The sequence below is a fragment of the Vogesella oryzae genome (genome assembly GCF_902829295.1).
Lineage (GTDB): Bacteria > Pseudomonadota > Gammaproteobacteria > Burkholderiales > Chromobacteriaceae > Vogesella > Vogesella oryzae.
This window is the reverse complement of sequence record NZ_CADEPL010000010.1, coordinates 83,512-95,678: the sequence shown is the minus strand read 5'-3', so window position 1 is coordinate 95,678 and position 12,167 is coordinate 83,512. Positions and strand designations below refer to the sequence as shown.

12 protein-coding genes are annotated in these 12,167 nt (G+C 66.7%); 6 read left to right on the top strand and 6 right to left on the bottom strand.

Going from position 1 to position 12,167, the window contains the following annotated elements; translation table 11 throughout:
* Nucleotides 1–5: 5 nt before the first annotated feature.
* Nucleotides 6–1,055 carry an RNA polymerase sigma factor SigJ gene (gene sigJ, locus HU218_RS04165; protein ID WP_174873679.1) on the bottom strand — a complete coding sequence of 350 codons (1,050 nt, stop codon included), beginning with the start codon at nucleotides 1,053–1,055 and terminating at the stop codon, nucleotides 6–8.
* Here sigJ and HU218_RS04160 point away from each other — a divergent pair.
* Nucleotides 1,054–2,235: an FAD-dependent oxidoreductase gene (locus HU218_RS04160; RefSeq protein ID WP_174873678.1), complete on the top strand. Its 1,182-nt coding sequence runs from the start codon at nucleotides 1,054–1,056 to the stop codon at nucleotides 2,233–2,235. The two genes, sigJ and HU218_RS04160, sit on opposite strands and share 2 nt — an antisense overlap.
* A gap of 59 nt (nucleotides 2,236–2,294) precedes the next feature.
* Here HU218_RS04160 and HU218_RS04155 read toward each other — a convergent pair whose 3' ends face one another.
* The gene (locus HU218_RS04155; RefSeq protein WP_174873677.1) at nucleotides 2,295–2,987 is read right to left on the bottom strand and encodes a carboxymuconolactone decarboxylase family protein; all 693 of its coding nucleotides are present in this window, start codon (nucleotides 2,985–2,987) and stop codon (nucleotides 2,295–2,297) included.
* A 121-nt stretch (nucleotides 2,988–3,108) separates the two neighbouring features.
* Between HU218_RS04155 and HU218_RS04150 the strand changes: the two genes are divergently transcribed.
* On the top strand, nucleotides 3,109–4,020 hold the full coding sequence (locus tag HU218_RS04150) for a LysR family transcriptional regulator (protein WP_174873676.1): 912 nt from the start codon (nucleotides 3,109–3,111) through the stop codon (nucleotides 4,018–4,020).
* A gap of 27 nt (nucleotides 4,021–4,047) precedes the next feature.
* On the opposite strand, the gene HU218_RS04145 is transcribed toward HU218_RS04150, so the two are convergent.
* A complete protein-coding gene (locus HU218_RS04145) occupies nucleotides 4,048–4,548 on the bottom strand; it encodes an Ivy family c-type lysozyme inhibitor (protein WP_174873675.1) in 501 nt (166 codons plus the stop codon).
* 151 nt (nucleotides 4,549–4,699) lie between these two features.
* On the opposite strand from HU218_RS04145, the gene HU218_RS04140 reads away from it, so the two are divergent.
* The 3 genes from HU218_RS04140 to HU218_RS04130 all read left to right on the top strand — a co-directional run bounded on the left by HU218_RS04140 (nucleotide 4,700) and on the right by HU218_RS04130 (nucleotide 9,233).
* Complete coding sequence (locus HU218_RS04140) at nucleotides 4,700–6,754, top strand: prolyl oligopeptidase family serine peptidase (protein WP_174873674.1); 2,055 nt, start codon at nucleotides 4,700–4,702, stop codon at nucleotides 6,752–6,754.
* A gap of 93 nt (nucleotides 6,755–6,847) precedes the next feature.
* On the top strand, nucleotides 6,848–8,728 hold the full coding sequence (locus HU218_RS04135) for an MFS transporter (protein ID WP_174873673.1): 1,881 nt from the start codon (nucleotides 6,848–6,850) through the stop codon (nucleotides 8,726–8,728).
* Between the two features lie 124 nt (nucleotides 8,729–8,852).
* Nucleotides 8,853–9,233 carry a cupin domain-containing protein gene (locus HU218_RS04130; protein WP_174873672.1) on the top strand — a complete coding sequence of 127 codons (381 nt, stop codon included), beginning with the start codon at nucleotides 8,853–8,855 and terminating at the stop codon, nucleotides 9,231–9,233.
* Between the two features lie 77 nt (nucleotides 9,234–9,310).
* Here HU218_RS04130 and HU218_RS04125 read toward each other — a convergent pair whose 3' ends face one another.
* Nucleotides 9,311–10,024 carry a S4 domain-containing protein gene (locus tag HU218_RS04125; RefSeq protein WP_174873671.1) on the bottom strand — a complete coding sequence of 238 codons (714 nt, stop codon included), beginning with the start codon at nucleotides 10,022–10,024 and terminating at the stop codon, nucleotides 9,311–9,313.
* A gap of 33 nt (nucleotides 10,025–10,057) precedes the next feature.
* Nucleotides 10,058–10,690 carry a YceH family protein gene (locus tag HU218_RS04120; RefSeq protein ID WP_174873670.1) on the bottom strand — a complete coding sequence of 211 codons (633 nt, stop codon included), beginning with the start codon at nucleotides 10,688–10,690 and terminating at the stop codon, nucleotides 10,058–10,060.
* Between the two features lie 112 nt (nucleotides 10,691–10,802).
* On the opposite strand from HU218_RS04120, the gene HU218_RS04115 reads away from it, so the two are divergent.
* Nucleotides 10,803–11,552, top strand: coding sequence for a TlyA family RNA methyltransferase (locus HU218_RS04115; protein ID WP_174873669.1), 750 nt, complete (start codon nucleotides 10,803–10,805; stop codon nucleotides 11,550–11,552).
* 36 nt (nucleotides 11,553–11,588) lie between these two features.
* On the opposite strand, the gene HU218_RS04110 is transcribed toward HU218_RS04115, so the two are convergent.
* Nucleotides 11,589–12,077, bottom strand: a complete 489-nt coding sequence (locus HU218_RS04110) for a universal stress protein (protein WP_174873668.1) — start codon at nucleotides 12,075–12,077, stop codon at nucleotides 11,589–11,591.
* Between the last annotated feature and the right edge of the window lie 90 nt (nucleotides 12,078–12,167).

Sequence of the window (12,167 nt, the reverse complement as noted above, 5' to 3'; positions counted from 1 at the left end):
AGCCGTCACGCCCCTGCCGCGTCGCGCTCGGCACCTACCTGCCGTACGGCAGCGGTGCCGACGGGCGACGCCAACGCTGATTGCATGGCAAGCAGCTTGTCCGGGTTGGCCACCACGTAGCAGACGGCGACCTCCCCATTGATATCGCAAGCCAGGATCAGACTCAGCAATACGCCTTGTTCAGGATGGCATAGCACCATGCCGGGGCCGCCATTGAGCGCCAGCGCCTGCCAATACAGACCCGGCTGTCCCCAGCGGCGGTACAGGCCACACAACAGGCGCGCCACCGGGCGCCGACCTTGCAGCGGCCGCACCAGCGCGCGTACCTTACCGCCGCCGTCGGCCAGATAACGCACGTCTGCGGCCAACATGGCGGCCAGCACGTCGCTATCACCACTTTGTACCGCCCGCAGCAATGCCAGCAGCAGCGGCTGCGTTGCCGAAGACAACGCGCGTGGACTGTCTGCGGCCTCCGCCAACGCCCGCCGCGCCCGGCGCAGCAGTTGTCGGCATGCGGCCTCGCTTCGCGACAGCAGGCTCGCCAGTTCGGCGTAGTCCATGTCGAACAGCTCGCGCAGCACGAACACGGCCCGTTCCGCCGCCGATAGGCGCTCCAGCGCCACCATGCCGGCATAGGAAACATCGACAGCACGCTCGCAGAGCCAGGCCGGGTCATGCTGCCACGCGTCTTCGCTATCCGGCAGCGGCTCAGGCAGCCAGACGCCGGTGTATTGCTCGCGCCGGTGGCGTGCCGATTTGAGCCAGTCCAGACACAGCCTTGCCACGCTGCGCAGCAGCCAAGCCTGCGGCTGCTGAATATCGGCCAGCCGGCAATCACGCCAGCGCAACCAGGCGTCCTGCACCACGTCTTCGGCGTCGCTGCGCGAGCCGAGCATGCGATAGGCCAGGACCAGCAGGCGCTGCCGCTGCGGCAGGAACAGCGCCAGGTGCGCGTCATCGGCCTGCACCTCTTGGTCACAGACGGCGACGCTATCTCGTCTTGCAGGGTCCCGGTGCTTATGCCGGTCATCTACCTGCTGCTGGAGCGATGTCATGACTTCACCTGTTCCTCGTATTTTGATCGCCGGTGGCGGCTACGCCGGCCTGGCCGCTGCCACCCGCCTTGCCCGCTTGCTGCCACACGCCGACATCTGCCTGCTGGACCGTCACCGGCAATGGGTCGAGCGCATCCGCCTGCACCAACTGGCCTGCGGCCAGACGCTGGCACGCCACGACTACGCGCCGTGGCTGGCCAGGTTGGGGGTGCGCTTTATCCAGGCCGAGATTCTGGGGCTGGCCCCGCAGCAACAGCGTCTGGATTGCCGCCTGGTCGATGGCCACGTGATGTCGCTCAATTATGACTATTTGTTATTGAGTCTGGGTAGCGAGGCCCCAGACCATGCCGACCACAAGCACTATCGCCTCGACAGTGCCCACCAGGCCGAGCGGCTGCTACGGGACATGCGCCAACGGCCGGCGGCGCGCGTACTCGTGATCGGCTGCGGCGCAACCGGCGTGGAGGCCGCCAGCGAGCTGGCGGCGTGCTATCCGCACGCCAGTATTGCGCTGGCTGGGCCGTTGCAGGCGGGCACGGCGCCGGGGGCGTTGCACGCCGATGCCGTGGTTTATCTGCGGCAGGCACTGCTCAATCGCCAAATCGCCGTGCACGAAGCCAAGGTGGTGCAGTGGCAGACGGCGGCGGCCGTGTTGAGCGACGGTCAGCGGCTCGATTACGACTTGGTCGTGGATTGCCGCGGCCTGCGGCCGTCCGCGCTGCCCCGGGCAAGCGGTCTCAGCGTGGATGGTGACGGCCGCGCGCTGGTACACGTCGACCGTTACAGCATCGATTACGACAATATCTTGCTGGCGGGCGATTGCAGCAACGCGGCGGCAGCACCGTTACGTATGGGCTGCGCCACCGCGCTGCCCACGGCCCTGCAGGCGGCCCAGAATCTGGCCGCCAGGCTGGAACGCAGCATCCCCCCGGCACCGGCCTTCTCCTACCTGTTCCGCTGCCTGGGCCTGGGGCGGCACGACGGGCTGATCCAGTTCGTCGATGCCGACGATCATCCACTGTCGCAGATCTGGACTGGCGCCAGGGCCGCGCGCTGGAAAGAGTTTATCTGCCGCAGCACGCTGGCCACGCTGGGCCTGGCCAAGGCACCGTCGCTGCCCGACCTGCCACCGCTGACGCTGCTGCCCCGCCTGTGGCGCAGCCGCCAGTTGTACGGCTGAGCACCGTCAGCACCGCGCCAAGCTCCTCGTGCAGCTGCGGCCAACGTTGGCCGCAGCAGTCACGTCGTCGCTTCGCGTTCCGCAAACACCTCCTTGGCCGCCAGCACGCCGTTGATGGCAGCGGGGAAGCCGGCATACACCGCCATCTGCGTCAGGATGGCGATGACCTCCTCGCGGCTGCAGCCCACATTCAGCGCGCCATGCAGGTGCACTTTCAGCTGCGGCGTGGCATTGCCCAACGCGGCCAGCGCCGCCACGGTGGCGATCTCGCGCTCTTTCAGCGTCAGTACTTCATCCTGGTACACCTCGCCAAACGGGAAGGCGATGGTATAGCGCGCCAGATCAGGGGCGACATCCTGCAGCGCGGCGATCACCCGCTCCCCAGCCATACCATCCACCTGCGACAGCCGCGCCCAACCGCGCCGGTACGCCGAATCCGCATCCACGGCAGGTGGCATCGGCGGTGCCGCATGTGTCACCCAATGCTGTACCAGCCGCGTCAGCTCCCGCGCCTGATAAGCACGGCTGTGTTCGGCGGCGTGATGGGCAGTAAAGGCGGCCTCGTCGCGAAAGCACTCGATCAGCAAGAAACACTGCGGCCGCTCGCGATCCTGCTGCAGTTCGACGCGCAAACAACCTGGCTCGCTCCGCGTAAGCCAGCACAGCTGCTGCAGCGCCTGCAGTGCGTCTTGCGGGGCGACGCCCGGACTGGTTTCCAGCTGGGCGATGACATGGTAGGCAAGTGGCGACATCTCGATACTCCTTGGCAATGGCTCAAGCTGCCTTGCAGCAGCGGAAAGCCACAGCCTACGGCGCAGCATTACATGCAACAATCCATACTGTCTTTCATGCTTTGATGAGCCTTACTCAGCAATGACACCACCGCTGACCGAGCTGTATGCCTTTGCCTGCGTGGCACGCCACCGCAGTTTTCGCGCCGCGGCACAGGAGCTGGGCGTGACACCATCCGCCCTCAGCCATAGCCTGCGCCAGCTGGAAAGCCGGCTGCAGGTCCGGCTGCTACACCGCACCACGCGCAGCGTCACCACCACCGAAGCCGGCGAGGCGCTGCTGGCGCGGCTGACACCCGCGCTAAGCCAGATCGGCGGCGCGCTGGAATCGGTCAACGACTACCGCGCCCAGCCACAGGGACAGTTGCGCCTCAACGTGCCGCGCACCGCCGCCTATCTGCTGCTGATGCCGCTGCTGCCCGCCTTCCTGCGGCGTTATCCGCAGATCAGCCTGGAGCTGGTCTGCGATGACAAGCTGGTGGACATCGTCGGCGCCGGCTACGACGCAGGCATGCGCTTTGGCGAAACCCTGGCCGCCGACATGGTGGCGGTACGCGTCGGCCCGCCGATGCGCTTTGCCATCATCGCCAGCCCCGGCTATCTGGCCGCGCACGGCACGGCGCAGCACCCGAGTGAGCTGGCGCAGCACAACTGCATCCGCCAGCGCTTCGGCAATGGCGCACCGTATGCGTGGGAACTGGAAAAAGACGGCGAGGCGTTACAGGTGCAACCCACCGGCCAGCTGACGCTGGGCGAACAGCCGCTGATGGTGGAGGCCGCCGCCGCCGGGCTGGGTATTGCCCTGGTGTTTGAAGGCTACGCCGCGCAGGCCTTGGCCGCTGGCCGGGTAACGCGCATTCTGGCCGACTGGTGTCCGGCCATGCCCGGCCTGCACCTGTATTACCCCAGCGGCCGCCACCTGCCGCTGGCGATGCGGTTATGGATCGATCATCTCAAGGCGGCACTGGCGGCTGCGGAGCACCCTTCCGGCTGATACGGCGGCCAACGTTGGCCGCAGCAATCACTTGCCGGGCAACTGCAGCGGCAGCGGTGTGCTGTCGCCAAGCTTGCCGTACAGCGGCGAGGCGGGGGCGGCCTCGTCCAGCAGCAACGCTTTCTGGCTGCTATTGGGACGCCCCAGCCAGTGCACGCTGCCGTCGTCGCGGCTGTAGCGGCCAAACAGCTGCTGGCGCCTGGGCGCGTACAGCACTCGCAGCTGGTGCGGGCAGTTGTGCGGCTGGCACACGCTGCCCAGCAGGTAATCCTCGCGGCCAACCTTCAGCGGCAACAGCGGCGTGCTGACGCCGTCCGCCACCCACGCCGGCGCCTTGCTGCCGCTGCCGCGGAACGATGACAGCACCGCGTTGCGGAAGCCGCGATCGGCGGCGTAGACATCGGTGAAGTAGGCGCATTGCAGTTGCTGCTGGCACTGCAGCGCCTGCTTGGCGGTGTGCTTGTCTGCCGCCTGCGCGCCGCCGGCCAGCAGCGCGGCCAGCCAGTACAGCATCCAGCGTTTCGGCATGGTGTTTTCCTCCCGGGCAATGTCTGCATCATGCCACGCCGGCGCGCGCCGCGCCGCCCGGCAACACAATTGCCGCCAGCGCTTTGCAGCGGCGCCGGCCTGCCGCACAATCCGCCCATTCCGCCTTGCGGCCAACCTTTGCGCCTACCCGATGACCAAGCACACCTCCGATGACTTCCAGTGGCTGGAAAGCCTGGACGACCCCGCCGCCCTTGCCTGGGTGGCTGAACAGAATGAGACCACCCGCGCGCGGCTGGACAGCGACCCGCGTTTTGCCGGGCTGAAGCAATCCATCCTCGACAATCTGCGCGACACGCGGCAGATCCCGTTTTTTGCCGAGCATGCCGGCTGGCTGTACAACTTCCACCAGGACGAGGCACACCCGCGCGGCATCTACCGCCGCTGCACGCTGGACGCTTACCGCGCCAATAGCCAGGCGTGGCAGACGGTGCTGGACATCGATGCGTTGGCCGCCGCCGAGGAAGTGGACTGGTATCTGGATGGCGTGTCGCACTACACCGAGCAGCCGCAGCACGTGATGCTCAGCCTGACACCCGGCGGCTCCGACGCCACCGTCAGCCGCGAGTACGATCTGGAGGCGCAGGCCTTTGTCGCCGGCGGTTTTGCCTTTCCCTACGGCAAGAACCACATCGCCTGGCGCGATCTGGACAGCGTGTTCGTGTGCCCGGCGTGGGACGAGGAACAGCTGACCCGTGCCGGCTACCCGCGCGAGGTGTGGCTGCTGCAGCGCGGCCAACGCTGGGAGCAGGCGCAGCCACTGCTGCAGCTGGACCAGGACGCGATGATGGTGGCGGCGTGGCGCTTTCTGGATGCGGCCAACCCGGCGGCGCCGGATGCCATCACCGCCTTCGACATCATCGAGGCCTCGGACAGCTTCTACAGCAAAACCTATTACCACCTGGCCGGCGATAGCCTGATTGCGCTGCCGCTGCCTCCACGCGCCGAGATCGAGGCCTATAGCCACGGCGACCTGATCGTGAAGCTGGCGGAAGACTGGCAGTTCGGCGGCCAGCACTACAGCGCCGGCAGCCTGCTGGCGGTAGCCTGCACCGCCGGCAGCGGCAAAGTTGGCCGCATCGCCGAGCTGTTCGTGCCGAATGAACAGCAATCGGTGGAGATGGTGGAAGCGACGCTGAACCTGCTGGCCATCATCGTCATCGACAACGTCAAAAGCCGCCTGCTGACCCTGCGCTGGGCGGATGGCGGCTGGCAGCCGCACGCCAACCCGCTGCCCACTGGCGGCGTGATCGAGTTTGCCGACCAGCCGTGGCACAGCGACCTCTTGTACTACAGCTACAGCGACTTTCTGACCCCAGCCGGGCTGTACCGGCTGGACCTGCTGGCCGGCGGCGAGCCGGAAGTGCTGCGCCAGCAGCCGGCGGCGTTCGAGGCCAGCGGCTTTGTTGCCGAACAGTTGCAGGCCACTGCACCGGACGGCACCGCCATTCCCTATTTCGTGGTGCATCGCCGCGATCTGGTACTGGATGGCAAGGCGCCGACGCTGCTGTACGGCTACGGCGGCTTCGAAGTGCCGATGATGCCCTACTACATGGACAACTTCGGCCCGCAGTGGCTGGAAAAAGGCGGCGTGTTCGTGGTGGCCAACATCCGTGGCGGCGGCGAGTTCGGCCCGGGCTGGCACCAGGCGGCGCAGGGCGTCAAGCGTCAGGTCAGCTTCGACGACTTTATCGCGGTGGCGGAAGACCTGATCGCCCGCGGCTACACCACTGCGCGCCGGCTGGGCATCGAAGGCGGCAGCAACGGCGGCCTGCTGGTGGGCGCCTGCCTGGTACAGCGCCCGGAGCTGTTCAATGCCGTGGTGTGCGAGGTGCCGCTGTTGGACATGCTGCGCTACACCGAGCTGCTGGCCGGCGCCAGCTGGATCGACGAATACGGCGACCCGGCCGATCCGGCCGAGCGCGCCGCGCTGGCGGCGTATTCGCCGTATCACCATGCCAGCGCCGATGCCCGCTACCCGCTGGCGCTGTTCACCACCAGCAGCAAGGATGACCGCGTGCATCCGGCCCATGCCCGCAAGATGGTGGCGCGCATGCAGCACCACGGCCACGACGTGCTGTTCATCGAGACCGAAGGCGGCGGCCACGGCGGCAATACCGGCCAGGAACAGACCGCCGAGGAACTGGCGCGGGTGCTGGTCTACCTGTATCGCCAGCTGATGGATTAAACCGCGACGCTTGCGGCCAACGTTGCCAAGGTTGGCCGCAACGCGTGACTGACATACCATGCCGCCATCGACCGACTCCTTCATGGCGGCAGCATGTCCCACCACCCTAACCAGTTCGACCTGTTCAAGACGCGGCGCTTCCTGCCGCTGTTCATCACCCAGTTTTTCGGCGCCTTCAACGACAACCTGCTGAAGAACGCGGTGGTGGTGCTGATCAACTTCCACGGCATGCAGCTGCTGGGGCTGGCGCCGGAGCTGATGATCCAGCTGGCGGCGGCGCTGTTCATCCTGCCGTTTTTCCTGTTTTCCGCCACCGCCGGCCAGCTGTGCGAGAAGTACGACAAGGCGGCGGTGGCGCGCTTCGTCAAGCAGATGGAGATCGCCATCATGCTGGTGGCGGCGCTGGGCTTCTGGCTGCATAACGGCGCCATCCTGATGTCCACCATCTTTCTGATGGGGGTGCATTCCACGCTGTTCGGGCCGCTGAAATTCAGCGTGCTGCCGCAATACCTGCGGCCGAAAGAGCTGGTGGGCGGCAACGGTCTGATCGAAATGGGCACCTTCGTGTCCATCATCCTCGGCCAGGTGGCCGGTACCGTGCTGGTGAACGCCGACCCGCAACGCTTCACCATCATCGTGGCGCTGCTGGCCTGCGCGCTGGCCGGCCTGGCCGCCGCGCGACGCATGCCACCGGCACCGCCCTCGTCGGCAGAGCTGGCTATCGACTGGCACATGCCGCGCCAGACCTGGGCCATCATCAAGCAGGCGAAGGAAAGCCGCCCGGTGTGGTTGTCGCTGCTGGGTATTTCCTGGTTCTGGTTCCTCGGCGCGCTGTACCTGTCCAAGCTGCCGACCTATGCCTCCGACGTGCTGGGCGGCGATGCCAGCGTCTACACCCTGCTGATGACGCTGTTTTCGCTGGGCGTGGGGCTGGGCTCGATGCTGTGCGAGAAGCTGTCCGGCCGCAAAGTGGAGCTGGGGCTGGTGCCGTTCGGTTCGCTGGGCTTGTGCCTGTTCGGCATCGACCTGTTCTTTGCCACCCCGGCGCATGCCGGCGGCACGCTGACCTGGCTCACCGTGCTTGGCGACCACGCCTACTGGCGGCTGGTAGCCGATTTCACCCTCATCGGCGTGTTCGGCGGCTTCTACATCGTGCCGCTGTATGCGCTGGTGCAATCGCGCGCCGCGCCGGCCTTCCGCTCGCGCGCCATTGCCGCCAACAACATCCTCAACTCGCTGTTCATGGTGGTGTCCGCCGCCTTTGCCGCGGTGCTGGCGGCTAACGGCGTGAGCATCCCGCATGTGCTGCTGATCGCCGCGCTGCTCAACCTGCTGGTAGCGCTGTACATCTACAGCCTGCTGCCGGAATTCCTGATGCGCTTCCTGGTGTGGATCGCCACCCACACCCTGTACCGCATCCGCCACGAAGGGCTGGAGCACATTCCGGAGGAAGGCCCCTGTGTACTGGTGTGCAACCATGTCAGCTTCATGGATGCCCTGATCCTGGCCGGGGCGGTGCGGCGCCCGATCCGCTTCGTGATGGATCACCATATCTTCAAGGTGCCGCTGCTGAACTTCATCTTCCGCACCGCGCGCGCCATTCCCATCGCGCCGGCGAAGGAAGACCCGCAGGCCAAGGCCCGCGCCTTCGAGGCGGTGGCCGCAGCACTGGCCGACGGCGAGGTGGTTTGCATCTTCCCGGAAGGCAAGATCACCTATGATGGCAATATCAACCCGTTCAAGAGCGGTATCGAGGAGATCGTGGCACGCACGCCGGTGCCGGTGGTGCCGATGGCGCTGTGCGGCATGTGGGGCAGTTTCTTTTCCCGTCGCTATGGCCCGGCGATGTTGAGTTGGCCGCGCCGCTTCTGGGCGCAGATCGCGCTGAAGGCCAGCGCCCCGCTGCCAGCCAGCCAGGTACAGGCGGCGCTGCTGCAGCAGCAAGTCAGCGAGTTGCGCGGCGAATGGCGCTAGGCCGCGCGGCATGCCCGCCGGCTAATTTGCCGGCCACGGCTTGCCGCCATTGCCGGCTTGTGCCAGAGTGGCAGCCGCAGATTTGATCAAGTTTAAATAAAGTAGCACTACAAAGGAGCGTTTCGTGTCTAGCGCAAACGATATCGTGCTGTTCCACCAACAGGACATCACGCCCGATTCTTTCGCGGCACCGGCCGAGCGTCAGTTGAGCGGCCCCTGCCTTCAATCCGTGGAAATGCATTACAGCGACCCGACCGGCCAGTTCCATGCCGGGCTGTGGTCCGGCGGTGTCGGCGCCTGGCGGGTGAAGTACACCGAGTGCGAGTTCTGCACCCTGCTGGAAGGCCTGGTGCGCCTGCATGGCGACGATGGCAGCGTGGTCGAGATCCGCGCCGGCCAGCACTTCGTGATTCCGGCCGGCTTCGAAGGCGTGTGGGAAGTACTGGAACCGGCCAAGAAGACCTTTGCCGTGTTCGAGGAAGACCGTCTGGCACGCAAGGACTGAGCCTCGCGGGTAGCACAATAAAAAAGCTGGCGACGGTTAACCCGTCGCCAGCTTTTTTCATGCCTGTCGCTGTCGCGTCAGAATTTTTCCAGCGCACTGAGATAGCGCCACTGCCCGGCCGGCAGCTTGGCCAGCCGCACCCGGCCGATGCGGATGCAGTGCCGGCCGGCAGCCACCACGTTGGCCGCGGCCAACATCGCGGCGATCATCCCCGGCGCCGGTTTTTTCAGCACCACGCACAGCTGGCGCTCGCTCTGGCGACTGACGCGGCCGGCGCGCAAGCGTTTGCCATCCAGCTCCACCCCGTCCTGCAGCTGCTTGAGGGCGGCATCGGACAAGGGCTGCGTCAGGTTGACCAGCCATTCCTGCTCGAAATCGCCGGCCTGCATCTGGCGGGCGGTCTTGCCGTCCTGCGTCGCCACCAGCAGCCCGCTGTCACCGGCCTGCACCGCGCCGAACAGCTGCAGCCGCTGCTGATGCTTGCGCATGTACACCAGCCCGGAGTTGTCGTCCGCCGCGCGTTGCGCCGGCACCAGTTGCGCCAGCAGTTGCGTCTCGTCCAGCGGCGCCGGCTTGTGCAGCAGCAGGCTGACACGCTCCGGCTGCTCGCGATTGCCGCCGGCCACCAGCTCGATGCGCTGCGCTGGCGTCACGCGGCTACCCAGCACGTCCACTACCACGCCATCGACGCGCACCAGCCCCTGGGCGATGTAATCATCCGCCTCGCCGCGCGAGCACAGCCCCAGTTCGGCCATGCGCTTGGAGAGTCGGATGCTTTGCTGCTCTGTCATGACTACCTTTCCTGATTCGGGAGACACGGCGGCTTACTGCCCGCCGCCCTGCTCCAGCTGCTCGATGCGCTGCAGCAGTTGCGCCACTTGCTGTTCCAGCTCGGCCACCCGGGCCGCCAGCGACGGATCGGCCGCTTCGGCCGGCATTGCCGCCAGGCTGGCATCGTACGGCAGCAGGGTGTGTACCCAGCGCGCCTCGCGCGCGCCCGGCTGGCGCGGCAGTTTTTCCACCAGCGGCGGGTATTTGTCGGCCAGCGCGTTGAGCGCGGTTTCCACTTCTTCCACCCCGCTGAAACTGTACATGCGGCCGGCGCGGCTGCGCAGCTCGGCACTGGTCTGCGCCCCGCGCAGCAACAGCAGGCCCAGCACCGCCAGGCGGGCGCCGTCGATGTTCCACGCGTAGTTGAGGCGGTGTTCGTACTTGGCGACGCGGCTGCCGGCCGGCAGGCGCTCGGCCACCAGTTTCTGCGCCAGCAGGCTGTCCAGCGCGGCGCTGATGTCGCCTTCGGACAGGCTCAGCACCGGCTCGCGGCTGGTGAGCTGGTTGCACGCCGACTGCAGCGAATTCAGCGTCAGCGGGTAGTTGTCGGGGGTCAGTGCCTGTTTTTCGATCAGGGCGCCCAGCACGCGTACCGCGTGCGGCTCCAGTGTCAGTCTGTCATCCATGCTTGTCCCCTGTGGTGATTCCGGCCGCCATCATCGCACTGCCGCCCGCTTGCGGCCAACCTTGTCTGCGACTACCCTTGCGCGGATTTTGGCTCGCTGATGGATGCAGGATATGAAACGGGTGGATGTTTTGCTGGTGGAACAAGGGCTTGCCGCGTCGCGCACCGCGGCGCAGGCGCTGATCGAGGCCGGGCGCGTCAGCGTGGCCGGACGGCCGCTGGGCAAGGCCAGCCAGAAGCTGGCGGACGATACCGTGTTCGACATCGTGCCGGACGAGGCCGACCGCTACGTGTCGCGCGGCGGGCTGAAGATGGCCGGCGCGCTGGCGGCGGCGGGGCTCACTGACATCCGCGGCTGGCGCGCGCTGGACGTGGGCCAGTCCACCGGCGGCTTTACCGACTGCCTGCTGCAGCACGGCGCCGTGCGCGTGGTGGGGGTGGATGTCGGCCACGACCAGCTGGCGGCGCGCATCGCCGCCGACGAGCGGGTGCGTTATTTCGAAGGGGTCAATGCGCGGGCGCTGGATCACGCCGCGCTGCTGGCGGCCAACGATGGCCAGCCGTTCGACCTGATGGTGTGCGATGTGTCGTTTATTTCAGTGACGCTGATCTACCCGTCGGCGCTGCCGCTGATCCGTCCGGGCGGCTATCTGCTGAGTCTGGTGAAACCGCAGTTCGAGGTTGGCCGCGACGGTCTGGGCCACGGCGGCATCGTGCGCGACGAGTCGCTGTACCAGGGGGTGGAAGACAAGATCAGCCAGGCGATTGCCGAGCTGGGCTTCGAGCGGCTGGGCTGGTTCGACAGCCCGATCAAGGGCGGCGACGGCAACCGCGAATTCTTCATTCTGGCGCGCCGCCGCTAGCCATGCGGCCAACCGGCAAGGTTGGCCGCAGTGCAGTTAAGCGCTCGGCGTGGCGGCCGGGCTGTCGTCGTCTTCCGGATTGCGCACCACCAGCAGCGGCAGGGTGGCACGGCGCAATACCGTCTCGGCAAAGCTGCCCAGCAGCAGGTGCTTCCAGCCGCGGTGGCCGTGAGTACCGATCACCAGCAGGTCGGAAGCGGCACCGGTGGCAAAGTCGATCAGCAATACCGCCGCCTCGGCACCACCTTGCGGCGCTTCCAGCAGGTGGGTGCCGATGTCGCTGACGCCGTGGTGCTCGGCATAAGCCCGGGCTTCGTCCAGCACGCGCTGGCCCTGGCCGCGCGCTTCTTCCTGCAGTGCCTGCACATCCAGCAGCCCGACGCTGTCTACCGCGAAATCCTGCACGCTGACGACATGCACCAGCGACAGACGCGCCTTGGATGCCGCCGCCAGGCGCACAGCCTCGATCAGGGCCGGACGGGCGTTGTGGCTGCCATCGAGTGCCACGGTCAGATGACGGTACATGGTGTATTCCTTGGGTGGGTTAGGAAGTTGTCATTATGCTCCGCTGCCTCTGCAACGGCGAAGCGGGATCCGCCGCCGGTTTGATCTGCT

Coding starts and splice junctions, on each gene's coding strand:
- HU218_RS04160 (WP_174873678.1), top strand. CDS start 1,054: ATGACTTCACCTGTTCCTCGTATTTTGATCGCCGGTGGCGGCTACGCC.
- sigJ (WP_174873679.1), bottom strand. CDS start 1,055: ATGACATCGCTCCAGCAGCAGGTAGATGACCGGCATAAGCACCGGGAC.
- HU218_RS04155 (WP_174873677.1), bottom strand. CDS start 2,987: ATGTCGCCACTTGCCTACCATGTCATCGCCCAGCTGGAAACCAGTCCG.
- HU218_RS04150 (WP_174873676.1), top strand. CDS start 3,109: ATGACACCACCGCTGACCGAGCTGTATGCCTTTGCCTGCGTGGCACGC.
- HU218_RS04145 (WP_174873675.1), bottom strand. CDS start 4,548: ATGCCGAAACGCTGGATGCTGTACTGGCTGGCCGCGCTGCTGGCCGGC.
- HU218_RS04140 (WP_174873674.1), top strand. CDS start 4,700: ATGACCAAGCACACCTCCGATGACTTCCAGTGGCTGGAAAGCCTGGAC.
- HU218_RS04135 (WP_174873673.1), top strand. CDS start 6,848: ATGTCCCACCACCCTAACCAGTTCGACCTGTTCAAGACGCGGCGCTTC.
- HU218_RS04125 (WP_174873671.1), bottom strand. CDS start 10,024: ATGACAGAGCAGCAAAGCATCCGACTCTCCAAGCGCATGGCCGAACTG.
- HU218_RS04120 (WP_174873670.1), bottom strand. CDS start 10,690: ATGGATGACAGACTGACACTGGAGCCGCACGCGGTACGCGTGCTGGGC.
- HU218_RS04115 (WP_174873669.1), top strand. CDS start 10,803: ATGAAACGGGTGGATGTTTTGCTGGTGGAACAAGGGCTTGCCGCGTCG.
- HU218_RS04110 (WP_174873668.1), bottom strand. CDS start 12,077: ATGTACCGTCATCTGACCGTGGCACTCGATGGCAGCCACAACGCCCGT.